Below are 24,224 nucleotides of genomic sequence, written 5' to 3'. Positions count from 1 at the left end.
ACATGCAATATGTGAGTACCCGCGGGGAAGCGCCCGCGCTTGGATTTTCTGACGCGGTGCTGGCGGGACTGGCGCGCGATGGCGGGCTTTACGTACCGCGCGAGTGGCCCCAGTTTTCGCCATCCGAGATCCGCGCCATGCGCGGCCTTGCCTATCCAGACCTCGCCATCCGCGTGCTGTCGCCCTTCCTTGGCGGCGACATCCCGGCGCCGGTCTTCGAACGCCTGGTCCGCGAAGCCTACGCCACCTTCCGCCACGAGGCTGTCTGTCCGTTGGTCCAGACCGGGCCCAACACGTTTGTCCTCGAACTCTTCCATGGACCGACGCTGGCGTTCAAGGACGTGGCGATGCAGCTGCTCGCCCGGCTGATGGACCACATGCTTGCCGAACGCGGCCGGCATGCCACCATCGTCGGCGCCACTTCGGGCGATACCGGCGGCGCGGCAATCGACGCCTTTGCCGGACGCAGCCGCACTGACATCTTCATCCTTTTCCCGCATGGCCGGGTTTCGCCCGTGCAGCAGCGGCAGATGACGACGTCCAAGGCTGAAAACGTCCACGCGCTGGCAATCGAGGGCAATTTCGACGATTGCCAGGGCCTGCTCAAGGACATGTTCAACGATCACCCCTTCCGGGATCGGGTGGCGCTTTCGGGGGTCAATTCGATCAACTGGGCGCGCATCATGGCCCAGATCGTCTATTATTTCTCCTCGGCGCTGTCTCTCGGCGCACCGGATAGGCCGATATCGTTCACGGTGCCGACCGGCAATTTCGGCGACATCTTCGCCGGCTACGCCGCCAAGAAGATGGGCCTGCCGATCGAACGGCTGGTCATCGCCACCAACGACAACGACATACTCGCCCGCACCTTCGCGACCGGCGAATACCGCACCAAAGGCGTCTTCGCCACCACCTCGCCGTCGATGGACATCCAGGTATCGTCGAATTTCGAACGCCTGTTGTTCGAGGCCTCCAACCGCGACGCGGCGACCGTGCGGCGCTATATGGCAGGCCTCAAGCAATCGGGCGCCTTCACCATCGAAGCGGCGGAAATCGCCAGGATGCGGTCCGAATTCGACGCCGGCCGCGCTGAAATGGACGAGGTCGCCGCCACTATCCGCTCGACGCTGGCGGGCAGCGACTATCTGCTTGATCCGCACACGGCGGCAGCGGTGCATGTGGCGTCGGGCAAGGCTGCAGGTGCCACGCCAATGGTGGTGCTGGGCACCGCTCACCCGGCAAAGTTCCCTGCCGCCGTCGAGGCCGCCAGCGGGGTCTCGCCCGCCCTGCCCGCTTGGCTTGGCGGATTGATGACATTTGAGGAAAAATACACGGTACTTCCATCCGACTTGAAAATGGTGGAAGATTACGTCGGCCGCCGTGCGCGAGCGGCGCGTTAGGGAGTAAGAGCCATATGGGTGTTGAGGTAAGCCGTCTGTCGAACGGCCTGACAGTCGCCACCGAAACCCTTCCAAGTATCGAATCGGTTGCCCTTGGTGCCTGGGTCAAGTCCGGCGCCCGCAATGAGCGTGACGAAGAGCATGGCATGGCCCATCTGCTCGAGCACATGGCGTTCAAGGGGACAAAACGGCGAAGCGCCTTCGAAATCGCCTCGGAAATCGAGGACGTCGGCGGTGAGATCAACGCCGCCACCAGCGTCGAGACCACCTCCTACTACGCAAGGGTGCTGTCCGACGATGTGCCGCTGGCCGTCGACATCCTTGCCGACATCCTGCAGGAATCCGAATTCGACCCGCAGGAGCTCGAACGCGAGCAGCATGTCATCCTGCAGGAGATCGGCGCCGCACACGATACGCCCGACGATATCGTCTTCGACCGTTTCACCGAGACGGCCTTTCGCCACCAGACCATCGGCCGGTCGATCCTGGGCACGCCGGAAACGGTGAAATCCTTCACCTCCAAGCAGTTGCACGATTTCATCGAGCGCCAATATGGCGCCGAGCGGATGGTGATCGTGGCTGCCGGCGACATCAAGCACGACAAATTCGTGCGCGAGGTCGAAAAGCAGCTCGGCGGCTTCCGCAGCAAGGCCGACAGCACCATCCCGCAATACGCGCAGTATGTCGGCGGCGACTTCCGCGAGGACCGCGACCTGATGGACGCACAGATCGTGCTGGGCTTCGAGGGCCGCGCCTATCATGTGCGCGACTTCTACGCCTCGCAGGTGCTGTCGATGATCCTCGGCGGCGGCATGTCATCGCGCCTGTTCCAGGAGGTTCGCGAGAAGCGCGGCCTGTGTTACTCCGTCTATGCCTTCCACTGGGGCTTTTCCGACACAGGCATTTTCGGCGTCCATGCCGCGACAGGCCAGAGCGACATCGCCGAACTCGTGCCTGTCGTCATCGATGAACTGCAGAAGGCCGGCGAAAGCATCCTGCAGGAAGAACTCGACCGGGCGCGCGCGCAATATCGCGCCGGACTGATCATGTCCGCCGAAAGCCCGGCCAGCCGCGCCTCGCAGATCGCGCGCCAACTGCTTTTGTTCGGCCGCCCGATCGCCAAGGAAGAACTGATGGAGCGGCTGTCTGCACTGACGGTCGAAAGGTTGACCGACCTGTCGGCGCGCATGTTCTCGACCAAGCCGACGCTTACCGCTGTCGGGCCCGTGGGTACGCTGGCACCATACGAGGCGATCCTCGATTCGCTTCCTGGCACGCAGACCACGGCCCGCAGGCTCGCCGTCTAAGTCCGCACAAGCGCCGTGTTCGCGCTCCCTTTCTTTCGCCGTGACCTGCCGGCACTGAAGGGCAATCTCGTCACATTGCGCGTGCCATTCACCAATGACTACCGTGAATGGTCGACGCTGCGCGGCGAAAGCCGTACCTTCCTGGAGCCGTGGGAGCCACGCTGGACGCCTGACGAGCTCGACCGTACGGCGTGGCGCCTGCGCATCAGCCGCTACCGCGAAGACTATGCGCAGGGCACCGCGATCGCCTTCTTCATCTTCGAGAAGTCGAGCGGCAAGCTGGCGGGCGGCATCACGCTCGGCAACATACGCCATGGCGTCTCGCAAAGCGGCCATGTCGGCTACTGGATCGGCGAGCGTTTCGGCGGCCGCGGCCTGATGACCGACGCGGTCAAGGTGGTGGCCCGCTTCGCCTTCGATACGCTGAGGTTGCACCGGATCGAAGCCGCCTGTATTCCCGACAATATCAGGTCGATCCGCGTGCTTGAAAAAGCCGGATTCCGGCGCGAAGGACTTCTGCGATCCTATCTCAGGATCAATGGCACCTGGCAGGACCACTACCTCTACGCCCGGATCACCGACGATCCGCCGGGCGCTGGAACGAAGGACTGATTTTTGACGAATTTCCTGCGAAACGGGCCGCTCTTCGCCTTTGTCCTCGCGGCAATCCTGACGCTGTGCGCGGCTTCGTCGGCCTTTGCCGTCGAACCGATCAAGATTGCCCGCGACGATGTCGCGCTCGACCTCTCAGGCGCTGTCGAGATCTACCGCAACCAGGGTGAGAACTTCCAGGTGTCGACCGCGCCCGGGCCGGATGGCATCGTGCGGCGCATCGAGGTCGAGGCCAACGATGCCCGTTCGACCGGCGACTGGGCGGTCTTCGCGCTCGCCAACACCACCGACCAGCAGCTTGACCGGCTGATCGTCGCTCCGCATTTCCGGCTGGTGAATTCCGGCATCTTCTGGCCTGATCTCGGCTCAACACGCATCGCCGCCATCACGCCCAGCGAAGGCTTCGCGCTAGACCGCCAGACCAGCCCCGACGCCGACGTGTTCCGGGTGACGCTGAATCCCGGCACGGTGATCACCTTCATCGCCGAACTCGCCTCGCCGAAGCTGCCCCAAGTCTATCTCTGGGACCCGGAATCCTACAAGGACTCGGTCAATTCCTACACGCTGTTTCGCGGCATCGTCATCGGCATCGCCGGCCTTCTGGCGCTGTTCCTGACTATCCTGTTCGTGGTCAAGGGCACCTCGATGTTCCCGGCGACGGCGGCGCTCGCCTGGGCAGTGCTTGCCTATATCTGCGTCGATTTCGGTTTCCTCAACAAGATCATCGAAATCTCGCCTGGCAATGAGCAGATGTGGCGAGCGGGAACGGAGGTGGCGCTGGCGGGCACTTTCGTGGTGTTCCTGTTCGCCTATCTCAATCTCAACCGATGGCACGGCCACTTCAGCTATGGCGCGCTGGTCTGGATACTGGGGCTGCTGCTGATCGCCGGCGTCGCCATTGTCGACCCGGCGGTAGCCGCCGGTATCGCCAGATTGTCCTTCGCGGCCACCGCGCTGACCGGGCTCGGCCTGATCATCTTCCTCGGCATACGCGGCTATGACCGCGCCATCATGCTGGTGCCCAGTTGGGTCATGGTGCTGTTGTGGCTATGCGGGTCTTGGATGGCGATCACCGGCATGCTCGACAATGACATCGCCCAGCCGGCGCTCGGCGGTGGCTTGATCCTCATCATCCTGTTGATTGGCTTCACCGTCATGCAGCACGCCTTTGCCGGCGGCGCGCTGCACCAAGGGCTGTTCTCCGACCTCGAACGCCAGGCGCTGGCGGTCGCGGGATCAGGCGACACAGTGTGGGATTGGGACGTGCTGCGCGATCGCGTCGTCACCAAACCTGATGTTAGCATCCAGCTCGGGCTGGCGCCCAACAGCCTGGGAGGTGCGGCGCGCAACTGGCTGCCGGTGCTGCATGCCGATGACCGCGACACGTTCCGCACGACGCTCGACGTGGTGCTGGAGCACCGCCGTGGCCGGGTGGCACAGAATTTCCGCCTGCGCGGCGCCGACGGGCACTATCACTGGTTCGCCTTGCGGGCGCGCCCGGTGATCGGGTCGGACGGCGAGGTCATCCGCTGCGTCGGCACCATGGTCGATGTCACCGAGCAGAAGAAGTCCGAGGAGCGGCTGCTGCACGACGCCGTGCACGACAATCTGACCGGCCTGCCGAATCGTGAATTGTTCATGAACCGGCTGGAGGCGATCATCTCGATCGCCCGCACCGAAGAGAAGGTGCGTCCGACCGTGTTCGTCATCGATATCGACCGCTTCAAGCAGGTCAATGACGGGCTCGGCATCTCGGCCGGCGACACCATCCTGCTCACCATAGCACGCCGGTTGCACCGGCTGCTGAAGCCGAAGGATTCGCTGTCGCGCTTCGCCGGCGACCAGTTCGCGCTGATGCTGCTGTCCGAACAGGACCCTGCCCGCATCGCCGGCGTGGCGGATGCCATCAAGCATGCGATCAACAACCCGATCACCTTTGCCAAGCGCGAGATCGTGCTGACTGCCTCGATCGGCCTGATCACCTGGACATCGGCCCAGAGCTCGGCCGAGGACATGGTCAAGGACGCCGAGCTTGCCATGCACCAGGCCAAGCGCTTCGGCGGCGACAGGATCGAGCCGTTCCGCCCGGCTTTCCGCACCGTCGGCACCGACCGGCTGCAGTTTGAATCCGATTTAAGGCGCGCCATCGAACGGCGCGAGTTCACGCTTGCCTACCAGCCGATCGTGCGCCTGGAAGACGGCAGCGTTGCCGGTTTCGAAGCGTTGCTGCGCTGGGATCATCCGCGCCGCGGCATGATCCCGCCTGCCGATTTCATTCCGGTCGCCGAAAGCTGCGGGCTGATCGTGCAGCTTGGGCTGTTCGCCATGCAGCAGGCGGCCGAGGATCTGGCGGGATGGCAAAAGCAGATCGGCGATGCGCCGCTGTCGGTTTCGGTCAACCTGTCCAGCCGCCAGCTCATCCGCCGCGACCTGGTCAGCGATGTCCGCTCCGTCATCGCGCGGGCCAATCTGAAGCCGCGCTGCTTCCGGCTCGAGCTCACCGAATCCCTGGTAATGGACAATCCCGAGCAGACCGCCCACGTGCTGACCAAGCTGAAGCAGCTCGGCATCGGCCTGTCGCTGGACGATTTCGGCACCGGCTATTCCTCGCTCGCCTACCTCACGCGTTTCCCTTTCGATACGATCAAGATCGACAAGAGTTTTGTCGACGACAACACGCCCAAGCGCGCCGTGCTGCTCAAGTCCATGGTCAACATGGCGCATGAGCTCGGTCTTTCGGTGGTTGCCGAGGGTATCGCCGACGAGCGCGATGCGCTGGAACTGCGCCAGATGGGCTGCGAATATGTGCAGAGCTTCATGTTCGGCGCGCCGATGCCCGGCGACCAGGTGCTGAGGACGCTGAAAGAGCAGTATCCGTTGACGCAGGCGTGAGAAGAAGCTCAGGCGTGTCCGGCAGCGAGGCTGAGATGGGCGAGATCGATGCCGATCGAGGCGAGTATCCGATCGTATTTGCGCTCGATGTCGGCGTCGAACAGCAGCTCGGGACTGGCCGGGCAGGTCAGCCAGCCATTCTCGGCGATCTCGGTTTCCAGCTGGCCGGCGCCCCAGCCCGAATAACCCAGCGCCATCAGCGCGTGACGGGGCCCGCGGCCGGACGAGATGGCGCGCAATATGTCGACCGTCGCGGTCAGGCAGATGTCGTCGGAAACGGTCAGCGACGATTCCACGCGATAGTCGCCGGAATGCAGCACGAAGCCCCGGCTGCGATCGACAGGGCCGCCATTGCGGACGACGAAATCGCGCGCTTGCGCCGGCAGGCGGATCGCCTCCTGCTCGTTCATGATGCCGAGTTGCACCAGAAGGTCCGGGAACAGCATCTGCTGGGTCTGGTTGATGATCAGGCCCATCGCGCCTTCATCGCTGTGCGCGCAGATGTAGATGACAGAGCGCGTGAAACGATCGTCCTTCATGCCGGGCATGGCAATCAGGAATTGATCATCGAGAAAACCGCGGCCAGCGGTTGTCTTCTTGTGGCGTAACAAATCCATGACAAGGAGGGTAACGTGTTTCCCGGGCGCCGAAAAGATGCGCAGCGCCGGATTCGACCAAAGCTCATGTTGCCAAGCCAGCAGTTGCTTGCCCGCGAAGGTCACGCAAATATGATATCGGCAGGGCCATGAAATCATTGCGCGGCCACGAACGGACGATCAAATCATTGCCATGCAAAGCTTGAAAATCCTGCTGCTCGGCGCCGCCATCGGTTCGGCGACCGTCGTCCCCGCCTCCGCCTCCTCGTCCGCCTGGTACAACAGCGAGGGCGGCAAGGTGCGGCTGGTGACGAGCGGCAAGCCGGACGATGCCGGCCGTATCCAGGGCGTTCTCGACATAGCGCTCAAGCCCGGCTGGAAGACATACTGGCGCGACCCGGGCGACGCCGGCGTGCCACCGCAGCTCGATATCTCGGCCAGCACCAACATTGCCGATGCCACACTTGCGTTTCCGGCACCCCAACGCCACGACGACGGTTATGGCAAATGGGCCGGCTACAACTATCCGGTCTCACTGCCTGTCACATTCACGCTGGCGACGCCGAGCCAACCGGCCGTCATCGACGCCGACATTTTTCTCGGCATTTGTGAAACGATCTGTATCCCGGTGCAGACAAAGCTGACCGTCGACCCGGCTTCCGATCCGGACAATGCGGACGACGCGGCATTGGTGAAGGCGAGTTTCGCGGCTTTGCCGGCGCCGGCAAAGCCTGAGTTCGGCATCAATGTGCTGCCGGGCGATCACGAGACGCTGGTTGTCGAGGCGAGCTTTCCCGGTGACCCCGCGGCGGCGGATTTCTTCGTCGCCGGCGAGCGGAATTACATGTTCGGCGCTCCTTCCCGCCGGGAAAAGGACGGCAAGCTGATCTTCACCGTTCCGATCCTCGACCGCCCGTCGACGACGCCGACGGATGGCGGCCTGCACTATACGCTGACGAGTTCCGCGGGGGCCGTCGAAGGACTGCTACCTTTCCCTTGATGCTGCGGTTGCAGGAAGCCGCTGAGTTCGCTACGCAAGCACGCATCCCTTCCCATCCCCAAGCGAGGAACTCATGACCATTTCCGTCGGCGACATGCTGCCCGAAGCGACCTTCAAGACGATGACCACCGACGGCGCCAAGGCGATCACGTCGGCCGAGATTTTCCCGGGGAAAAAGGTGGTTCTGTTCGGCGTTCCCGGTGCCTTCACGCCGACCTGCAGCAACAACCATGTGCCCGGCTATCTCGAAAACCATGACGCCATCCTGGCGCGTGGCGTCGACACCATCGCCGTCGTTTCGGTCAACGACGTCCATGTCATGGGCGCCTGGGCGCGCTTCACCGGCGGTGAGGGCAAGATCCTGTTCCTCGCCGACGGCAATGGCGATTTCGCCAAGGCGGTCGGCCTCGACAATGACCTTTCGGCGGGCGGCATGGGGCTGCGCTCGAAGCGGTTTTCAATGATCATCGACGACGGCAAGGTCACCGCGCTCAATGTCGAGACCAAGCCGGGCGTCGACGAATCCGGCGCCGCTCATATTCTCGGACAGCTCTGAGCTTCAACGGTCGCATCGGGCGAGACCGCAATGGCCGCTGCTCGCCCGACAACCACTTGCGCTCCAGAACTGCCGGCTTTCGGGGATCCCAACGATGCTTGACATCTTCTGGCGCGCCATCGCGATCGGCATCGGCGCCACCGTGCTGATGGATATCTGGGCGCTCTTCCTCCACAAGGCATTTGGCCAGCCACGGCCGAACTGGGGACCGGTTGGCCGCTGGGTCCGGCACCTCGGCGACAAGGTCTTTCACGACGATATCGGCGATGCGGCGCCCTATGCACATGAAGTGGCGCTGGGCTGGGCCTTTCATTACTTCGTCGGCATTGTCTACGGCATCATCCTGGTCGTCGTGGCTGGAGCAGGCTGGCTTACCGCGCCGACCTTTCTGCCAGCCTTCATTCTTGGCATCGTCACCGTCGGCGCCGGCTGGTTCCTGCTGGCGCCCGGCATGGGCGCCGGATGGGCAGCATCGAAGCGGCCCAACCCGATGCAGATCCGGGCGCTCAACCTGGTCTCGCACACGGTGTTCGCTCTTGGACTTTGGGGCACCGCGCTGCTGATCCGCTGAGGACCTAGAACTGCTCCAACCTGTCGATCGGCCACCATCCGTGGAGAACGCGAGGCGTGGCGATATCGAAGGCGAAGTGGTTGCCGCCGCCAGGCGGCTGATCCCTGTCGCGGCTTATCTGCTTGCCGCTCAGCGCAAGCAGCAAGGGTCGGCAAGGCTGGAACTCAGTAACTCTGCGTCGAGCGACGTGCCTTCGTCGTCGGCGGCTGTTTTGCCTGGACATCCGGCTTTGGCGCTGAAACCGCTGGCTTGAAGGAGCCCTTCTTGAACGGCGCCATGCCTTCCCTTGCCAATTCGTCGGCGCGCTCGTTCTCGGCGTGGCCGGCATGGCCCCTGACCCAGTTCCAGGTGACCTTATGGCGTCTGTTGGCTTCGTCCAGCGCCTGCCACAACTCGCCGTTCTTGACCGGCTTCTTGTCGGCGGTCCTCCAGCCGTTCTTCTTCCAGCCATGGATCCACTTGGAGATGCCGTCCATGACATATTTGCTGTCGGTATGAAGCTCGACGGTGCAAGGCTCCTTGAGAGCGTTCAGGGCAGAGATGGCCGCCAGCAATTCCATGCGGTTGTTGGTCGTCTCGGCCTCGCCGCCGGAGAGCTCCTTGGTGGTGCCGTTGAAGCGCAGGATGGCGCCCCAGCCGCCAGGGCCCGGGTTGCCCGAGCAGGCGCCGTCAGTGAAGATCTCAACCTGTTTGCTCATGCCAATCCATATTCCGAAGGAGATTTGATCGCCCGATGGAACCGCATCCTACGGATATATTCCGTCGGATCGCGCTTCATCACCAGCCCGCCGTCGGGAACGGTCAGCCAGTCATAGAGGCGGGTCAGCATGAAGCGCAGCGCCGAACCGCGCGCCAGCATCGGCAGCGCCGCCTTCTCCTCGGCGCTCAGGGGCCGCACGCTCTGGTAGCTCTCGAGCAGTGCCTTACCCTTGGTGAGATTGAAGGAAAAGTCCTTCTCGAAGCACCAGGCGTTGAGGCAGGTGGCGACGTCATAGGCGTAGAGGTCGTCGCAAGCGAAATAGAAGTCGATCAGGCCGGAGAGCTTTTCGCCGAGGAAGAAGACATTGTCGGGGAAAAGATCGGCATGGATGATGCCCTTAGGGAGGTCTTTCGGCCAGTTGCGCTCGAAATCGGCGAAGTCGGCATCCACCTCGGCCGCCAGTCCCGGCTCGACTTCGTCGGCCCGGTCGCGGGACGCGTCCCAAAGCTTGCGCCAGCCGTCTATGGCAAGAGCGTTGGGGCGGGTCATCGGAAAATCAGCACCGGCAAGGTGCAGGGCGGCCAGCGCCTTGCCGACTTCGGCGCAGTGCGTTGCCATCGGCCGGCGCAGCGAAAGCCCTTCCAGGAACGTGATGATGACGGCCGGACGGCCGGCCAGCGTGCCGATGACGCTGCCGTCATGCGCGGTCACCGGCAGCGGACAGGACACGCCCTTCTTGGCAAGATGGCCCATCAGCCCTAGGAAGAACGGCAGATCCGCCTTCTCGACGCGTTTCTCGTAGAGCGTCAGGATGTAGGAACCGCTGGAGGTGTGCAGCAGGAAGTTCGAGTTTTCCGTGCCCTCTGCGATGCCCTTGTAGGACAGGAGATCGCCGACCGGGTAGTGCTTCAGGAAAGCGCCGAGTTCGCCCTCCGCAACGTCGGTATAGACCGCCATGTGCCTTACGCGGCTCCGTTGACGAAGGCCATGTCAGCCGGCGTCAGTTCGACATCGCGCAATACCCGCATGACCGGAAAATCCTCTGTTTCTGTGGCCGTGATGGCCAGATCGATGGTGACATCGAAACGCTGGCGGAACGCGTCGATGATCTCGTCGACGATGATCTCCGGCGCCGATGCCCCTGCCGACAGGCCGAGCGTCGAAATGTTGCCGATGTCATTCCACGGAATTTCGGCGGCGCGCTGCACGAGAAGCGACATCGAAGCGCCGGCACGCTCCGCCACTTCGACAAGGCGACGCGAATTGGAGGAATTGGGGGCGCCGACGATCAGATAGAGATCGGCGCCGGCCGCTGTTTCCTTCACCGCCTCCTGGCGGTTGGTGGTGGCATAGCAGATCGATTCCGCCGCCGGCGCCTGCAGGTCTGGAAAACGGTCCTGCAGGGCGCGGATGATGCCGGCGGTGTCCTCGACCGACAGGGTGGTCTGGGTGACGAAGCCGAGCGCGTGCGGATCGGCGGGCTCAAGCCCGGCGGCATCGGCCTCGGTCTCGATCAGCGTTACCGCGCCCTCCGGCAACTGTCCCATGGTGCCGATCACCTCGGGATGTCCGGCATGGCCGATCAACAGCACGTGGCGGCCAAGCCGCTGATGACGCATCGCCTGCTTGTGCACTTTCGAGACCAGCGGACAGGTGGCGTCGAGATAGAACAGATTGCGCGCCTGGGCATCCGCCGGCACCGATTTCGGCACGCCATGCGCGGAGAAGACGACCGGCGACTGCCGGTGTTCGGCCGGGATCTCGGAAAGCTCCTCGATGAAGACGGCGCCAAGGCTCTGCAGCCCCTCGACGACATAGCGGTTGTGCACGATCTCGTGGCGGACATAGACCGGCGCGCCATATTTCTTCAGCGCCAGCACGACAATCTGGATGGCGCGGTCAACGCCGGCGCAGAAACCGCGCGGCTGGCAGAGCCGGATCGTCAGAGGAGGTTTGGCGATTGTCTGAAGCATAAAATCCTGACCGGTTCGTCAGCGCCGAAATGAGGTGCCTACCCCTGCCCTGTCAAGAGCATCGGCAGAAAGGGGCGTCGCTCGCGTTCAGTCCTCTTTCGCGGGTCGGCGAAGCCGCAGGACGAGCACGACGGCGAGCGCGGCAGCAAGCCCATACCAGGTGACAGCATATTGCAGATGGCTGTTCGGCAGATCGATGATGGTAACGCCGCCGATCGGCAGGCCGCCGGGATTCGGCGTCTTGTCGGCATCGATGAAGATCGGCACCAGCTTGAACCCGGCCGGCAGACCGGCGCTCGCCGCCATCACGTCCCGATCCTTCCAGTAAAAAATGTTCTTCGCCACGTCATTGTCGGGAAGCATCATCGAGGGCTTTCCCGGCAGCGGATTGCGGGCGAGCCCGGTGACCGTAACCTTGCCCGTCACCTGCCCCTGGACGCGCTTGGCAGCCTCCTTGAGGTCGTAGGGTATGAAGCCGCGGTTGACCAGGACGAAGCGGCCATCGTCCAGGGCGAGCGGCGTGTAGACGTTGAAGCCGGCGTCGCCTTCCCAGGTCGAGTAGAAATGCCGTTCGCCGGAATGCAGGAAAGTGCCGGAAACCGTCACCGGCGTGTAGTCGACGTCGCCGGTCGAGGCGAATTCCTTCTCGACATCGGCCAGCGGCAGCGGCGCGGAGCGGGTGCGCTGGTCAATGGTCTGCAGAAGGCCTTCCTTCCAGTGCAGGCGCTGCACCTGCCAGGTGCCGAGCGCCAGCAGGATGAGCAGCAGCGCAAGGCCAAGGCCGAGCAGCAATGCCGATCGCGGCCGCGAACGGCCACCGACTTTGACGGATGCCTCGCTCATTCGCCGCGGTCCAACCGGCCTTCTGCCGCCTTGTTGGCATATTGCAGGGTGAGCAGGACGCCCTTGATCAACCGGAGGGCGGTCAGGCACAGCACCAAGGCCAGCGGGATCCAGACAAGCAGGTGCAGCCAGAGCGGCGGGCTCAGTGTCACTTCGACCCAAAGCGCCAGGCCGACGATGATGAAGCCGATGATCAGGATGACGAAGACCGCGGGTCCGTCGCCGGCGTCAGCATAGGAATAGTCGAGGCCGCAATTGGCGCACCTTTTGGCGACGGTGAGAAAGCCCGAAAACAGCCGCCCTTCGCCGCAGCGGGGACAGCGGCCGTGCAGGCCGGCCGAAATCGGATCGATCGGAGGCCAGATCGCCTTATCGTCACCCATGGTTACTTCTCGATCTCGATTGGTGTCCCATCGGCCACCATCGCCCAGATTTCGTCCATGTCGGAATCCCTAACGGCAATGCAGCCGTCGGTCCAGTCGACCAATTGAAGCAGCCACTCCCACCAGCCGAAACATTGCGCCGAAAAGGAGAAGGCGGCCACGTCGCCGCGTCCGCCTTCCCGAAATCTAAATCCTCAGGCCTAGATCAGTGGCCTTCGATCACCGCGCCGACCGATCCCCAGACGTAGATCGAGGCGAACAGGAACAGCCAGACCACGTCGACGAAGTGCCAGTACCAGGCGGCCGCTTCGAAGCCGAAATGCTGCTTGGGGGTGAAGTCGCCCCTCATTGCCCGGATCAGGCAGACCAGCAGGAAAATGGTGCCGATGATGACATGGAACCCATGGAAGCCGGTCGCCATGAAGAAGGTGGCGCCGTAGATGGAATCCTTGAAGCCGAACGGAGCGTGCATGTACTCATAGGCCTGCACCATGGTGAAGAGCATGCCGAGAGCGACGGTCAGAACCAGGCCGTTGATCAACCCCTTGCGGTCGCCGTGAAGCAGCGAATGGTGCGCCCAGGTGACCGTTGTGCCCGACAGGAGCAGGATGACGGTGTTGTAGAGCGGCAGATGGAAGGGATCGAGAACTTCCATGCCCTTCGGCGGCCAGACGCCACCGGTGAAGGTGTGGCGCGCGTAGTTCTGCGCCTCACCGGCAAAAAGGCTGGCATCGAAATAGGCCCAGAACCAGGCGACGAAGAACATCACCTCCGAGGCGATGAACATGATCATGCCATAGCGCAGGTGCAGCGACACGACCCGCGTGTGATGTCCCTCATGCGCTTCCTTGATCGTGTCCGACCACCAGGCGAACATGGTGTAGAGCACTATCACGATGCCGATGAAGAACAGCCAGGGATTGGCGATGTTGGCGCCGAAGATCGGGAAGGAGCCGCCCTTCAGGTACTCCATGAGGCAGACACCGCCGAAAGCGGTGACCAGCGCCCCAACAGATCCCAGGAAAGGCCACGGGCTCGGGTCGACGAGATGGTAGTCGTGGTTTGGTTTTGCGTGCGCGTCTGCCATATCAACCCCCGAGATTTCCTTCGGTATTTGAAATTGTCTTGCTATTTCCCTTGACCGGCTCCGAGGAGGCGACCGGCTTGTTCTTCTCGACCGGGAACATCGTGTAGGACAGAGTGATCGTCTTAATGTCCTTCAGTTCCGGCACATTCACGATATCAGGGTCCACGTAGAACACGACCGGCATGTCAAGCGTCTCGCCTGGCTTCAGTGACGTATCGGTGAAGCAGAAGCACTCGACCTTGTTGAAATAGGGGCCCGCCAGTTCCGGCTGCACGTTGAAGGTGGCGCGGCCGGTGACGGGGCGATCGAACTTGTTGGTCGCTTGATAATGCGCCTGGACCGTCTCGCCGATCTTCATCGTCATTGAGCGCTGGACCGGCTGGAACTCCCAAGGCACGCCGGCAATATTGGCGTCGAAGCGGACTGTGATCTCGCGGTCGAGTACACGGCCGGCATACTGTTTCTCGACCCGTTGCGTCGTGCCGCCATAACCGGTCGCCTGGCAGAACATCTTGTAGAGGGGCACGGCCGCATAGGCCATGCCGATCATGCCGGTGAAGAAGGCGAGGCAGACAGCCGCGACAATGCGGTTGCTGTTTTTCCCGGCCGTCTTTTTGGGCAACTCGATGCTCATCACATCGTGCCCGACAAATTGTGACCGAACTTCACGATCGTCGCGATGTAGAAAATGATGACCAGCGCCGCGAGCGCCACGCCGATGGCGATGGAACGGCTGCGCTGAGCCTTTTTCTGACTCTCGGTCAAGGTGACCGTTTCGAGCTTGTCTTCGGCCATGCTCATGCTCCACCAGCCGCGAGTAGACGCCCGATGACGCTGTCGGCGAGATAGACGGCGAAAATGGCGAAGAGATAGAGCAGCGAGTAGGCGAACAACGCCTTGGCCGGCTTCATCGCGCGATCGCTGTCGGGCATGCCAAGCACTTTCCAGGCATACCAGACAAAGCCTGCGCCCAGCAGCAGCGCGGCCACGCCATAGATCGGTGTTGTATAGCCGAGCAGCCAGGGCAGCACGCCGACCGGGGCCAGCACCACTGCGTAGGCGAAAATCTGACGACGGGTCGACGCATGACCGGCGACGTTCGGCATCATCGGGATGCCGGCGCGCCCATAGTCCTCGGACTTGAACAGCGCGAGCGCCCAGAAATGCGGCGGCGTCCACAGGAAGATGATCAGGAACAGGATGATGCTTTCGAGGCTGACCGACCCGGTCACGGCGGCCCAGCCGATGACCGGCGGGATCGCACCGGCCGCGCCGCCGATGACGATATTCTGCGGCGTCCAGCGCTTCAGCCACATTGTGTAGACGACGGCATAGAAGAAGATGGTGAAGGCCAGCAGCGCCGCCGACAGCCAGTTGACCAGCACGCCGAGCGTCATCACAGAGAGCACCGACAGCACCAGGCCGAAGCTCAGCGCCTCATGCGGCTGGATGCGGCCGGACGGCACCGGACGGCTGGCCGTCCTGGTCATCACCGCGTCGATGTCGGCGTCGTACCACATGTTGAGCGCGCCGGACGCGCCTGCGCCGATGGCGATCGACAGGATGGCGATCACCGCAAGCAGCGGGTTGATGGTCACGGGCGCCGCGACCAACCCGACAAAGGCGGTGAACACCACCAGCGACATGACGCGCGGCTTCAGCAGGGCGAAGAAATCGCCCGCCGTGGCTTCCGACATGCGGAAGCCTGCTTCGTCAATGCTGGTTTCGTCGACTAGGGCCATGCGTACTCAATTCCATCCGTTTGGCCAAAACCGCCGGCGAACCGGCGGTTTCGATTCCGGGGCTGCCGCTTTACTTGATCTTCGGCAGCTGCTCCCACTGGTGGAACGGCGGCGGCGAAGGCAGCTGCCATTCGAGCGTGGTGGCACCCTCACCCCATGGGTTGGCACCGGCGATCCGCTTCTTCTGGAAGGCTTCGAACACGCCATAGAGGAAGATCGCGACACCGACGGCCGAAATGTACGAACCGTAGGACGACACCATGTTCCAGCCCGCAAACGCGTCCGGATAGTCGATGGTGCGGCGCGGCATGCCGGCCAGGCCAAGGAAGTGTTGCGGGAAGAAGACCAGGTTCACGCCCACGAACATCACCCAGAAATGGGTGTTGGCGATGACAGGCGAGTACATATAGCCGGTCATCTTCGGGAACCAGTAATACCAGCCGGCGAAGATGGCGAACACCGCGCCCAGCGACAGCACATAGTGGAAGTGGGCGATGACGAAATAGGTGTCATGCAGCGAGCGGTCGAGGCCGGCATTGGCCAGCTGCACGCCGGTGACGCCACCGATGGTGAACAGGAAGATGAAGCCCAGCGCCCACAGCATCGGCGGCTTGAACGAGATCGACCCACCCCACATCGTCGCGATCCAGGAGAAGATCTTCACGCCCGTCGGCACCGCGATGACCATGGTGGCGAAGACGAAGTAGCGCTGCGTGTCGAGCGACAGACCGGTCGTGTACATGTGGTGCGCCCAGACGATGAAGCCGACGGCGCCGATCGCGACCATGGCGTAAGCCATGCCGAGATAACCGAACACCGGCTTTCTCGAGAAGGTCGACACGATATGGCTGATGATGCCGAAGCCCGGCAGGATCAGGATGTACACTTCCGGATGACCGAAGAACCAGAACAGGTGCTGGAACAGGATCGGATCGCCCCCACCATCGGGAGCGAAGAAGGTGGTGCCGAAATTGCGGTCGGTGAGCAGCATGGTGATGCCGCCGGCCAGAACCGGCAGGGACAGCAGGAGCAGGAAGGCAGTGACCAGCACCGACCACGCAAACAGCGGCATCTTGTGCAACGTCATGCCGGGAGCGCGCATATTGAAGATGGTGGTGATGAAGTTGATGGCACCGAGAATCGAGGACGCGCCGGCGATGTGGATCGACAGGATCGCCAGATCCATCGCCGGTCCAGGCTGGCCCGAGGTCGAAAGCGGCGGATAGAGCGTCCAGCCGCCGCCGACGCCGTAGGCGCCCGGCGCGCTCGGCATGAACATCGAGGTGAGCAGCAGGATGAAGGCAGGCGGCAGCAGCCAGAAAGAGATGTTGTTCATGCGCGGGAACGCCATGTCGGGAGCACCGATCATGATCGGCACCATCCAGTTGGCGAAACCGCCGATCAGCGCCGGCATGACCATGAAGAAGATCATGATCAGCGCATGCGCGGTGGCAAAGGCATTGTACATGCTCTTGCCGCCATCGATCGCCGCATCACCGTTCATGCCGTAGACCATCTGCGCAAGACCGCTGAAGATCTGGATGCCCGGCTCCTGCAGTTCCATGCGGATAGCAACCGACAGTGCGCCACCGATGATGCCGGCTATGATCGCGAAGATCAGGTAGAGCGTACCAATGTCCTTGTGGTTGGTCGAATAAACCCAGCGCACCCAACCGTGATAAGGCTTGTGGTCGTGCCCGTCGTGAGCTGCAGCGTCTGCCATGTTCCGCTCCGTTCCCTGATCTTTCCTGGCCGCGGCATCAATTGCCGGCGGCCGCTACCTTGTTCTGGCCATCGACCTCGGCCATCAGCGTCTTGTTGGCGCCGGGCAGATCGGTCTTGGCCGCAGCCAGCCAGGTCTTGAACTGCGCGTCCGAGACGACACGAATGGCGATCGGCATGAAGGCGTGATCCTTGCCGCAGAGCTGCGAGCACTGGCCATAATAGAGGCCTTCCTTCTCCGCCTTGAACCAGGTCTCGTTGGTGCGACCGGGAATGGCGTCGATCTTGATGCCGAAGGAAGGCATGGCAAAGGAATGGATCACGTCGGTCGCGGTGACGAGCACGCGGGTCATCGTGTTGACCGGCACCACCAGTTCATTGTCGACGGCGAGCAGACGCGGATAAACCGTGCGGTCTTCCTTGCCGGCTTTGGCGCGGTCGCCGTCCTGGAGGATGGCCGAATTGAAGGCGAGCGTGTTGTCGGTCTGATATTCGTAGTCCCAGTTCCACTGGTTGCCGGTCGCCTTCACGGTCAGCTTGGCCTCCTCCGGCGGCGTATACTGCGCGGTCAGAAGCTGAAACGAGGGAATGGCGAGACAAAGCAGGACCACGACGGGGCCGACGGTCCAGATGACCTCGATCAGCGTGTTATGGCTGGTCTTGGACGGAATCGGGTTCACGCTCGCGCGGAATTTCACGATGCAATAGATAAGGAGGAACAGCACCAGGACGGTGATCGGGATGATGAACCACATCGTGTAGTTTCCAAACCACTCGATCTGCCGCATCATGTCGGTCGCAGGCGCCTGGAAGCCCGTCTCCCACGCCTTGGGCTGGTCCGCATGAGCGGATCCGCAGGCGAGGAACGTGGCAGCAGCACCGGTGCTTGCTAGGAATTTTCTCATCGCCCTCTTCGTCTCCCAGTCTCTCACGGCTGTGCCCGCAAGAATAACGAACAATGCCGGGACGGGAATCCCGGACAGTCTCAAGGTGGTTCAAACCATACTCTTTTTCCCTCCGCAAGAAAGGAGCGGAGGAAACTGTGCGGCATTTTTGCGCGCAAGCCGGCACGGCTCTTCCGGGGCGGCGGCAATGGCGGCGAATCGCGTATGTCCGGCAGGCCGCTGCCTCATGCCGGCCGGGCGCGCGAAGCGTCGTAATTCAGGCGAATTTGGCAGGAAAAAGCGCTCTATTGCCTGTATCGGGACAGTTCGGCCGCGGTCTCGTCCTTTACTTGGCATTGGCGCGGCTTAAAGTGCCGTGATTCGCAATGGAGCCGTCATGAACTCTTGGCTTTCAAGACTTGGGCACCCAAGACTGGGGCACACAAGACTGGGGCATACGAGACCGGGGCTTTCGAGCCCTTTGGTCAAGGCCATGCTTGTTGCCGCCCTGTCCGCGGCCGGTCTGTTCGTGGCCGGTCAGGCCAATGCCGCCCAGCCGAGCGGCACGGTGCGCTCGACGCATGGCGCCTGGTCGATCATCTGCGACACGCCCGCCGGCGCCACCTCGGAACAATGCGTGATGATGCAGAACGTCGTTGCCGAGGACCGTCCGGAGATGGGGCTGTCGGTCGTCGTGCTGCGCACCGCCGACAACAAGGCCGAGATTCTGCGCGTGCTGGCGCCGCTCGGCGTGCTGTTGCCCAACGGGCTCGGCCTCAATGTCGACGGCAAGGACATTGGCCGCGCCTATTTCGTGCGCTGTTTCCAGGATGGATGCTATGCCGAGGTCATCCTCGAAAAGCCGCTGCTCGACACGCTGAAGACCGGCACGTCGGCAACGTTCATCGTCTTCCAGACGCCAGAAGAAGGCATCGGCATTCCCGTCGACCTGAAGGGTTTTGCCGAAGGCTTCGCGGCGCTGCCCTGATTCCGCCCCTGGCGCAAAGCCCGGTCCTGACGCGATTTTGCCGCAACGAAGCCGGACTTGTGTCGGCTGGCCGCTGCCATTCGTCGAGCCCGATCTTCATTGCAGATTGTGCAGGCGCATCTTCGCGCCTACATCGTGGAAACAATTCTTTCCACGGATGGACGCCATGAACAGCCTGATCGGCCAATTTGACATTTCAGATGATCGCATCAAGCAGATCGTCGCCGACACCATCAATGGCGCCGACGACGGCGAGCTTTTCCTCGAATACAGCGAAAGCGAAGCGCTGATGTTCGACAATGGCCGGCTCAAGACCGCCAACTTCAATACGGATCAGGGGTTTGGTCTTCGCGCCGTCGCCGGCGAAGCCAGCGGCTATGCCCATTCGAGCGATCTGTCCGAGGCCTCGCTGCTGCGCGCGGCCGATGCCGTCTCGACCGTCAAGGGTGGCTACTCCGGGACACTTGCCGCCGCGCCCGCCCGCACCAATCGCCATCTCTACGGCGACGAGAACCCGATCCCCTCACCCTCCTTCGAGGCCAAGGCAAAGCTGCTGCAGGAAATCGACGCCTGGCTGCGCGCGGAGGATCCGCGCGTGCGCCAGGTGACCGCCTCGCTCGCCGCGTCCTGGCAGCATGTCGAGATCGTGCGCGCCGACGGCCAGATGGTTCGCGATATCAGGCCTCTGGTCCGTATCAACGTCTCCGTCGTGGTCGGAGATGGCGACCGCCAGGAAAGCGGCTCCTACGGCATGGGTGGGCGCAAGGCCTTTGGCGATTTCCTGATCGAGGACAGTTGGAAGCATGCCGCCAGGGAGGCGCTCCGGCAGGCTCTGGTCAATCTCGCGGCGGTTCCTGCCCCGGCCGGCACGTTCGACATCGTGCTGTCCAGCGGCTGGCCGGGCGTCATGCTGCATGAGGCTGTCGGGCACGGGCTGGAAGGCGATTTCAATCGCAAGAAAACCTCGGCCTTCGCCGGCCTGATGGGACAGCAGGTCGCCGCCAAGGGCGTCACCGTGGTCGACGACGGCACCATCCCCGAGCGGCGCGGTTCGCTCACCGTCGACGACGAAGGCACGCCGTCGGCCCGCAACGTGCTGATCGAGGACGGCAAGCTGGTCGGCTACATGCAGGACCGGCAGAACGCACGGCTGATGGGCATGAAGGCCACCGGCAACGGCCGGCGCGAAGGCTATGCGCACCAGCCGATGCCGCGCATGACCAACACCTACATGACGGCAGGCGACATGGAGCCGGACGAGATCATCGCATCGGTCAAGAACGGCATCTACGCGGTCTCCTTCGGCGGCGGTCAGGTCGACATCACTTCAGGCAAGTTCGTGTTCGGCTGCACCGAGGCCTACATGATCGAGAACGGCAAGGTGACGCAGCCGATCAAGGGCGCGATGCTGATCGGCAACGGGCCCGATGCCATGCATCGCGTTTCGATGGTCGGCAACGACATGCAGCTCGACAATGGCATCGGCATGTGCGGCAAGGCTGGCCAGGGGGTTCCGGTCGGCGTCGGTCAGCCGCATCTGCGCATGAACCAGATGACGGTGGGCGGCACCCGGGTTTGAGGCCCGGCTTGTTCCGGTACTATCGCCTCTTCTGCGGCTTTTGAAGTGGTTCAGGTTTGAAGTGGTCCAGGACAGAGAACCGCTTCACCTCCAGAATTGCTGCCAGCCTCTCCAAGCAGGGCAGCTGGCAGCATAACACGCCGCGGACAGCCGAAGATCAGCTGGCTTTGCCGCCGTTCTTCTTGCAGTCGGCCCGGAACTTCGCGCGCACCTTTCCGTGCAGCTTCTTGGTATCCGCAAGCGCGGAACATTGCTTCGAAATCGCCGTTTGCTGCGGCGTCATGGCAGGCGCAGCCTTCTTCATGGGCGCCGTCGTAGTGGTGGCCGGCGCCGTCGTGGTCGCCGCTTTCGTCGCCGCCGCGGCGGCTCCCGTCGCAATGAACCCTGCCAGGGCGACAGACGTCAGAACGCTTGCAATCCTCATTATGCTCACTCCTTTTTTGACCCCCTGCACTGATTGGGTAACAGCGAGCCGGGGCACTGCGCAATCTTGGCAGCGGCCTACCACGCAGATGTGATCTGTTCGCGGGTTGCCGCCGTGGCCTCGCCATGTTTGCTGCCAGCCCGGCACAGCCCGTGTCATCTCACACAACGCGACCAGCGAGGCGTTTCGAGCCTTGTCTTATGCCTGTCGCGATCCAAGCCGGGCCCCCTCTGGACGATATGCACTATTGCTTGCAAGCAGGCTCATTAGGGTGCCCGCAAGACGGCTTCTTGACAGCTGGCGGCTGCTGCGGCCTTGGCTGCGCTTGCGGCTGCCGGTGCACCTCTTGCATCTGCTGCTTCGGCGGCCTTGGCTGCGCTTGCGGCTGCCGGCGCATCTCTTGCATCTGCTGCTTCGGCGGCCTTGGCTGCGCTTGCGGCTGCCGGCGCATCTCTTGCATCTGCTGCTTCGGCTGGGCGTGGAACTCCGGCCTCTGCGGCTTGGGCTGACCCTGCACCTTCAGCTGCGGATTGCCATTGTTAACCTTGAATTTCTGCTGGACGTCGCCACCACCGCTTCCATTGGCGGGCAGCCTGTGGAATTTGGGACCGCTGCCATCGACCTGGGCCCCATTGGCCTGGCCATTCGTCTGGCCACCGCCCTGATTGTGAAGCTTCCTGAACTTGCCGTTGGGCGAGGTCTGGCCTGAATTCTGGCCCTTGAGCGCCGAGGGGTTGTTCGTCCCATTCGCCACAGGCGTGCCATTGGCACCCGGGGCCCTGCGGAACTTGCCATTCTTGCCTGTTTCGTTCTGGCCAGTACTGTTCTGGCCCTGCCCATTGGCCCGGTTTTGCCCATTAACCGCAGGGTTGCCGGCTACGGCGTTTCCACCCGCCGTGCCCTGCTTGTTCAAGAGCTTCCTGGACTTGCTGTTGGGCAGGTTCGGGTTGTTGGGCAGGTTCTGTCCATTCACCACAGCGTTGCCGGTCACGGCGTTTCCACCTGCCGTGCCCTGCTTGTTCAAGAGCTTCCTGGATTTGCTGTTTGGCAGGTTCGGGTTGGGCAGATTCTGTCCATTCAGCACCGGCTTGCCATTGACGAGCGGGAGCGTCTTGCCGTCGGCGCCGGGCAAGGCATGACCTGTCAGCCTGTCGGCAGGCAAGGTCTTCGACAGCGGCGTGGAACGGCCCGGCTGCCGGCTGCCCCGCCCTGGCTTCACAGGCAGGCCGCCGGGGTTCTGCTTGGCGAGCGTGGCTTCCTTCTTCTGCAGGACAGCCGGCAGCGCCACCTTGGTCGCCAGCGCGGCCGCACCCAGCCCCACGGCGCCGGCGGTCAGCTTCTGGCCGGTGGTGAGGCCGCGGCCCTGATTGTTGTTCTCGTTGATCGTCGTGTTGTTGACGATCGTGGTGTTGTGGATGTTGTTGAAGATGACGTCGTTCGGCGGCGGGTAGATGTCCCTCGGTGGGTTCACCCAGGCCGGCACGGGCACGAAGGCCGGCGTCGGCAGGACGAAGATGCCGATGGGGGGCGGCGGCGGCGGCAGCACGACGAAATCCGGCGGTGGCGGGGGCAGGAAGATCACGGCGACCGGCGGCGGCGGATCGAAATCGAAATCGGGGTCGTCGAAATAGAGTACGGGACGGTCGACGTAGACGATTTCCTCCTCCGGCGGCGGCGGCACGTCATAGGCGTAGACGGTGAACTCCTCCGGCGGCTCCAGGGCCGCCTCGAAATGCTCGAGCCGGCGGCGGGCGTCCCAGGCATGCGGGCCATGCGGGTAGCGCCGGAGATAGGACCAGTAGGCTTCCGGCGTGTCCCGCAGCCAGGTTTCGCGCCAAGTAATCGCCTCGCGCCGCGCCGCGATGATGGCGCGCACGCGCTTGGCCATCGGATCGTGTGGATAGGCGCCGACGAAATCCTCATAACCGCGCAGGGTGTCGCGATCGAGCGCCGCCACGTAAGCGTCGTGGGCATCGAAGTCGCGGATTTGCCTGGTCCGGTTGGCCTGGGATTCGGCCTCGGAAACCTTCGGCGCGGGCGCATCCGGGGCACGATTGAAGAAGACGAAGGGCGCGCTGATCTTCGAGGCGTTCCACGGCACTTCGGCCCCTTGCGTTACTTCGTTGACGCGCAGGCGCGTGCGGTCGAACACGTCGCTGAGCGGCAGGCCGCCCTCGCGCATCATCTCGGCCAGCGCCTGGGCATAGGCGCCGTACGGGCCCTTGCCTTCCGGCGCGACGGTTCCCGGCGCGGCGTTGAAGGCGATCAGCATGTTCGGGTCGGGATCGACCAGCGCGAGACCGCCGGCCAGCGGCTGGTTCATCTGCGGGAATGCATTCGGTCGCGCCGCGTCGAGCACAACGATGTTGACCTTCGTTGGCAGTCCAGCCAGCGACTTGGTGACGTCGGAGAGCCGCATCGCCTGGAGCGGGACGTCGGCTGGATTGGCGATCTGGGCATCGACCGGCAAGAAGTAGTTCTCGCCTTCGAACTGCACACCTTGGCCGGCGAGGTAGACGAAGACGACCGCGTCGGCTCCGGCGGCGGAGACCTTGCCAAGGAAGTCGCGCAGCGCGCCGCGCAGCGATTCCTGATCCACATCACGCGCGCCGACCACGTCGAAACCGGCAGCCTGCAAGGTCTGCGCGATCAGTCCGGCGTCGTTGGCGGGTGTCACCAGTGCGCCGGACGGATAGGCGGCATTGCCGATGACGAAAGCGAGGCGTTTTTGCTGTTGCGCGAGCGCGCCCGTCGCCGAGGCGGCGACGACAAGCAAGAGGACGAATGAACTGAGGAATTTCTGGAGCATCCGCATTTCAGGCCACCATGGGTAAGAGCAACCGAAGCTGTCGAGGCCCTTCCCCTCCTCCAGCGAATCTGGACTAAATGGGGGCAAAGAGGCGGCTTTGCGGCGCGATCCCGGCAGGTTGGGATCGAGCGCAGCCTAACTGGTGATTTCAAGGAA

The 24,224-nt window shown here is 63.1% G+C and carries 23 protein-coding genes and 1 pseudogene; 9 read left to right on the top strand and 15 right to left on the bottom strand.

Annotated elements, in window-relative coordinates:
* Positions 1-2: 2 nt before the first annotated feature.
* The 4 genes from thrC to FJW03_RS03805 are packed head-to-tail and all read left to right on the top strand — an operon-like array spanning position 3 to position 6,211.
* The gene (gene thrC / locus FJW03_RS03820) at positions 3-1,400 is read left to right on the top strand and encodes a threonine synthase (RefSeq protein ID WP_140761386.1); all 1,398 of its coding nucleotides are present in this window, start codon (positions 3-5) and stop codon (positions 1,398-1,400) included.
* A gap of 14 nt (positions 1,401-1,414) precedes the next feature.
* Positions 1,415-2,707 (top strand): M16 family metallopeptidase, encoded by a 1,293-nt coding sequence (locus tag FJW03_RS03815; protein WP_140761389.1) that lies wholly within the window; start codon positions 1,415-1,417, stop codon positions 2,705-2,707.
* A 15-nt stretch (positions 2,708-2,722) separates the two neighbouring features.
* Positions 2,723-3,319, top strand: coding sequence for a GNAT family N-acetyltransferase (locus FJW03_RS03810; RefSeq protein ID WP_140761391.1), 597 nt, complete (start codon positions 2,723-2,725; stop codon positions 3,317-3,319).
* A 3-nt stretch (positions 3,320-3,322) separates the two neighbouring features.
* Complete coding sequence (locus FJW03_RS03805) at positions 3,323-6,211, top strand: EAL domain-containing protein (protein WP_140610067.1); 2,889 nt, start codon at positions 3,323-3,325, stop codon at positions 6,209-6,211.
* Positions 6,212-6,219: 8 nt separating this feature from the next.
* Here FJW03_RS03805 and FJW03_RS03800 read toward each other — a convergent pair whose 3' ends face one another.
* Positions 6,220-6,828, bottom strand: coding sequence for a YqgE/AlgH family protein (locus FJW03_RS03800; RefSeq protein ID WP_140610068.1), 609 nt, complete (start codon positions 6,826-6,828; stop codon positions 6,220-6,222).
* Between the two features lie 172 nt (positions 6,829-7,000).
* Here FJW03_RS03800 and FJW03_RS03795 point away from each other — a divergent pair, with 172 nt between their 5' ends.
* From FJW03_RS03795 to FJW03_RS03785, 3 genes are all read left to right on the top strand, one after another.
* Complete coding sequence (locus FJW03_RS03795) at positions 7,001-7,807, top strand: protein-disulfide reductase DsbD domain-containing protein (protein ID WP_140761394.1); 807 nt, start codon at positions 7,001-7,003, stop codon at positions 7,805-7,807.
* Positions 7,808-7,880: 73 nt separating this feature from the next.
* Positions 7,881-8,363, top strand: coding sequence for a peroxiredoxin (locus tag FJW03_RS03790; protein ID WP_140761397.1), 483 nt, complete (start codon positions 7,881-7,883; stop codon positions 8,361-8,363).
* Positions 8,364-8,457: 94 nt separating this feature from the next.
* Positions 8,458-8,934: a DUF2938 domain-containing protein gene (locus FJW03_RS03785; RefSeq protein ID WP_140610071.1), complete on the top strand. Its 477-nt coding sequence runs from the start codon at positions 8,458-8,460 to the stop codon at positions 8,932-8,934.
* Between the two features lie 164 nt (positions 8,935-9,098).
* Here FJW03_RS03785 and rnhA read toward each other — a convergent pair whose 3' ends face one another.
* The 12 genes and pseudogenes from rnhA to coxB form a co-directional block, all read right to left on the bottom strand.
* On the bottom strand, positions 9,099-9,632 hold the full coding sequence (gene rnhA / locus FJW03_RS03780; protein WP_140693398.1) for a ribonuclease HI: 534 nt from the start codon (positions 9,630-9,632) through the stop codon (positions 9,099-9,101).
* Positions 9,629-10,591 carry a homoserine kinase gene (locus FJW03_RS03775; protein ID WP_140761400.1) on the bottom strand — a complete coding sequence of 321 codons (963 nt, stop codon included), beginning with the start codon at positions 10,589-10,591 and terminating at the stop codon, positions 9,629-9,631. Before FJW03_RS03775 ends, rnhA begins: the two co-directional genes overlap by 4 nt.
* 5 nt (positions 10,592-10,596) lie before the next feature.
* Entirely contained in the window at positions 10,597-11,607 is a 1,011-nt protein-coding gene (ispH, locus tag FJW03_RS03770; RefSeq protein ID WP_140693393.1) for a 4-hydroxy-3-methylbut-2-enyl diphosphate reductase, read from the bottom strand.
* Between the two features lie 87 nt (positions 11,608-11,694).
* Positions 11,695-12,450: an SURF1 family protein gene (locus FJW03_RS03765; protein WP_181173168.1), complete on the bottom strand. Its 756-nt coding sequence runs from the start codon at positions 12,448-12,450 to the stop codon at positions 11,695-11,697.
* Positions 12,447-12,833, bottom strand: a complete 387-nt coding sequence (locus tag FJW03_RS03760) for a DUF983 domain-containing protein (protein ID WP_140761403.1) — start codon at positions 12,831-12,833, stop codon at positions 12,447-12,449. The genes FJW03_RS03765 and FJW03_RS03760 overlap by 4 nt, the downstream gene beginning before the upstream one ends.
* Positions 12,834-12,835: 2 nt before the next feature.
* Positions 12,836-12,964, bottom strand: a pseudogene (locus tag FJW03_RS03755) (L,D-transpeptidase family protein); the annotation flags it as partial.
* 74 nt (positions 12,965-13,038) lie between these two features.
* Positions 13,039-13,920, bottom strand: a complete 882-nt coding sequence (locus FJW03_RS03750; RefSeq protein ID WP_140761406.1) for a cytochrome c oxidase subunit 3 — start codon at positions 13,918-13,920, stop codon at positions 13,039-13,041.
* A 1-nt stretch (position 13,921) separates the two neighbouring features.
* Positions 13,922-14,554: a cytochrome c oxidase assembly protein gene (locus tag FJW03_RS03745; RefSeq protein WP_140761408.1), complete on the bottom strand. Its 633-nt coding sequence runs from the start codon at positions 14,552-14,554 to the stop codon at positions 13,922-13,924.
* Positions 14,554-14,715, bottom strand: coding sequence for a hypothetical protein (locus FJW03_RS03740; RefSeq protein WP_140761411.1), 162 nt, complete (start codon positions 14,713-14,715; stop codon positions 14,554-14,556). Before FJW03_RS03740 ends, FJW03_RS03745 begins: the two co-directional genes overlap by 1 nt.
* A 2-nt stretch (positions 14,716-14,717) precedes the next feature.
* Positions 14,718-15,662, bottom strand: a complete 945-nt coding sequence (locus FJW03_RS03735) for a heme o synthase (protein ID WP_140761414.1) — start codon at positions 15,660-15,662, stop codon at positions 14,718-14,720.
* Positions 15,663-15,732: 70 nt separating this feature from the next.
* A complete protein-coding gene (gene ctaD / locus FJW03_RS03730) occupies positions 15,733-17,385 on the bottom strand; it encodes a cytochrome c oxidase subunit I (RefSeq protein WP_140761418.1) in 1,653 nt (550 codons plus the stop codon).
* A gap of 37 nt (positions 17,386-17,422) precedes the next feature.
* A complete protein-coding gene (coxB, locus tag FJW03_RS03725; protein WP_140610081.1) occupies positions 17,423-18,289 on the bottom strand; it encodes a cytochrome c oxidase subunit II in 867 nt (288 codons plus the stop codon).
* Positions 18,290-18,665: 376 nt separating this feature from the next.
* Here coxB and FJW03_RS03720 point away from each other — a divergent pair, with 376 nt between their 5' ends.
* Positions 18,666-19,256 carry an invasion associated locus B family protein gene (locus tag FJW03_RS03720; RefSeq protein WP_140610082.1) on the top strand — a complete coding sequence of 197 codons (591 nt, stop codon included), beginning with the start codon at positions 18,666-18,668 and terminating at the stop codon, positions 19,254-19,256.
* A gap of 166 nt (positions 19,257-19,422) precedes the next feature.
* Positions 19,423-20,835 carry a metalloprotease TldD gene (gene tldD, locus FJW03_RS03715; protein WP_140761420.1) on the top strand — a complete coding sequence of 471 codons (1,413 nt, stop codon included), beginning with the start codon at positions 19,423-19,425 and terminating at the stop codon, positions 20,833-20,835.
* 157 nt (positions 20,836-20,992) lie between these two features.
* Here tldD and FJW03_RS03710 read toward each other — a convergent pair whose 3' ends face one another.
* Both FJW03_RS03710 and FJW03_RS03705 read right to left on the bottom strand, forming a co-directional pair.
* The gene (locus tag FJW03_RS03710; protein WP_226890577.1) at positions 20,993-21,139 is read right to left on the bottom strand and encodes a hypothetical protein; all 147 of its coding nucleotides are present in this window, start codon (positions 21,137-21,139) and stop codon (positions 20,993-20,995) included.
* Between the two features lie 364 nt (positions 21,140-21,503).
* On the bottom strand, positions 21,504-24,074 hold the full coding sequence (locus tag FJW03_RS03705) for a caspase family protein (protein WP_140761423.1): 2,571 nt from the start codon (positions 24,072-24,074) through the stop codon (positions 21,504-21,506).
* Positions 24,075-24,224 lie beyond the last annotated feature (150 nt).

It is taken from the genome of Mesorhizobium sp. B4-1-4 (genome assembly GCF_006439395.2).
In the GTDB taxonomy this organism is placed as follows: Bacteria; Pseudomonadota; Alphaproteobacteria; order Rhizobiales; family Rhizobiaceae; genus Mesorhizobium.
The sequence above is the reverse complement of the archived record's forward strand: the minus strand, read 5'-3'. Positions and strand labels throughout refer to the sequence as shown.

What these genes read in the sequence shown, in the direction of transcription:
- thrC (WP_140761386.1), top strand. Translation starts at nt 3, where the DNA reads ATGCAATATGTGAGTACCCGCGGGGAAGCGCCCGCGCTTGGATTTTCT.
- FJW03_RS03750 (WP_140761406.1), bottom strand. Translation starts at nt 13,920, where the DNA reads ATGGCAGACGCGCACGCAAAACCAAACCACGACTACCATCTCGTCGAC.
- FJW03_RS03740 (WP_140761411.1), bottom strand. Translation starts at nt 14,715, where the DNA reads ATGGCCGAAGACAAGCTCGAAACGGTCACCTTGACCGAGAGTCAGAAA.
- FJW03_RS03765 (WP_181173168.1), bottom strand. Translation starts at nt 12,450, where the DNA reads ATGAGCGAGGCATCCGTCAAAGTCGGTGGCCGTTCGCGGCCGCGATCG.
- FJW03_RS03775 (WP_140761400.1), bottom strand. Translation starts at nt 10,591, where the DNA reads ATGGCGGTCTATACCGACGTTGCGGAGGGCGAACTCGGCGCTTTCCTG.
- FJW03_RS03710 (WP_226890577.1), bottom strand. Translation starts at nt 21,139, where the DNA reads ATGAAGAAGGCTGCGCCTGCCATGACGCCGCAGCAAACGGCGATTTCG.
- FJW03_RS03800 (WP_140610068.1), bottom strand. Translation starts at nt 6,828, where the DNA reads ATGGATTTGTTACGCCACAAGAAGACAACCGCTGGCCGCGGTTTTCTC.
- ctaD (WP_140761418.1), bottom strand. Translation starts at nt 17,385, where the DNA reads ATGGCAGACGCTGCAGCTCACGACGGGCACGACCACAAGCCTTATCAC.
- tldD (WP_140761420.1), top strand. Translation starts at nt 19,423, where the DNA reads ATGAACAGCCTGATCGGCCAATTTGACATTTCAGATGATCGCATCAAG.
- FJW03_RS03795 (WP_140761394.1), top strand. Translation starts at nt 7,001, where the DNA reads ATGCAAAGCTTGAAAATCCTGCTGCTCGGCGCCGCCATCGGTTCGGCG.
- FJW03_RS03760 (WP_140761403.1), bottom strand. Translation starts at nt 12,833, where the DNA reads ATGGGTGACGATAAGGCGATCTGGCCTCCGATCGATCCGATTTCGGCC.
- FJW03_RS03785 (WP_140610071.1), top strand. Translation starts at nt 8,458, where the DNA reads ATGCTTGACATCTTCTGGCGCGCCATCGCGATCGGCATCGGCGCCACC.
- ispH (WP_140693393.1), bottom strand. Translation starts at nt 11,607, where the DNA reads ATGCTTCAGACAATCGCCAAACCTCCTCTGACGATCCGGCTCTGCCAG.
- FJW03_RS03720 (WP_140610082.1), top strand. Translation starts at nt 18,666, where the DNA reads ATGAACTCTTGGCTTTCAAGACTTGGGCACCCAAGACTGGGGCACACA.
- FJW03_RS03705 (WP_140761423.1), bottom strand. Translation starts at nt 24,074, where the DNA reads ATGCGGATGCTCCAGAAATTCCTCAGTTCATTCGTCCTCTTGCTTGTC.
- FJW03_RS03815 (WP_140761389.1), top strand. Translation starts at nt 1,415, where the DNA reads ATGGGTGTTGAGGTAAGCCGTCTGTCGAACGGCCTGACAGTCGCCACC.
- rnhA (WP_140693398.1), bottom strand. Translation starts at nt 9,632, where the DNA reads ATGAGCAAACAGGTTGAGATCTTCACTGACGGCGCCTGCTCGGGCAAC.
- FJW03_RS03745 (WP_140761408.1), bottom strand. Translation starts at nt 14,554, where the DNA reads ATGAGCATCGAGTTGCCCAAAAAGACGGCCGGGAAAAACAGCAACCGC.
- FJW03_RS03790 (WP_140761397.1), top strand. Translation starts at nt 7,881, where the DNA reads ATGACCATTTCCGTCGGCGACATGCTGCCCGAAGCGACCTTCAAGACG.
- coxB (WP_140610081.1), bottom strand. Translation starts at nt 18,289, where the DNA reads ATGAGAAAATTCCTAGCAAGCACCGGTGCTGCTGCCACGTTCCTCGCC.
- FJW03_RS03735 (WP_140761414.1), bottom strand. Translation starts at nt 15,662, where the DNA reads ATGGCCCTAGTCGACGAAACCAGCATTGACGAAGCAGGCTTCCGCATG.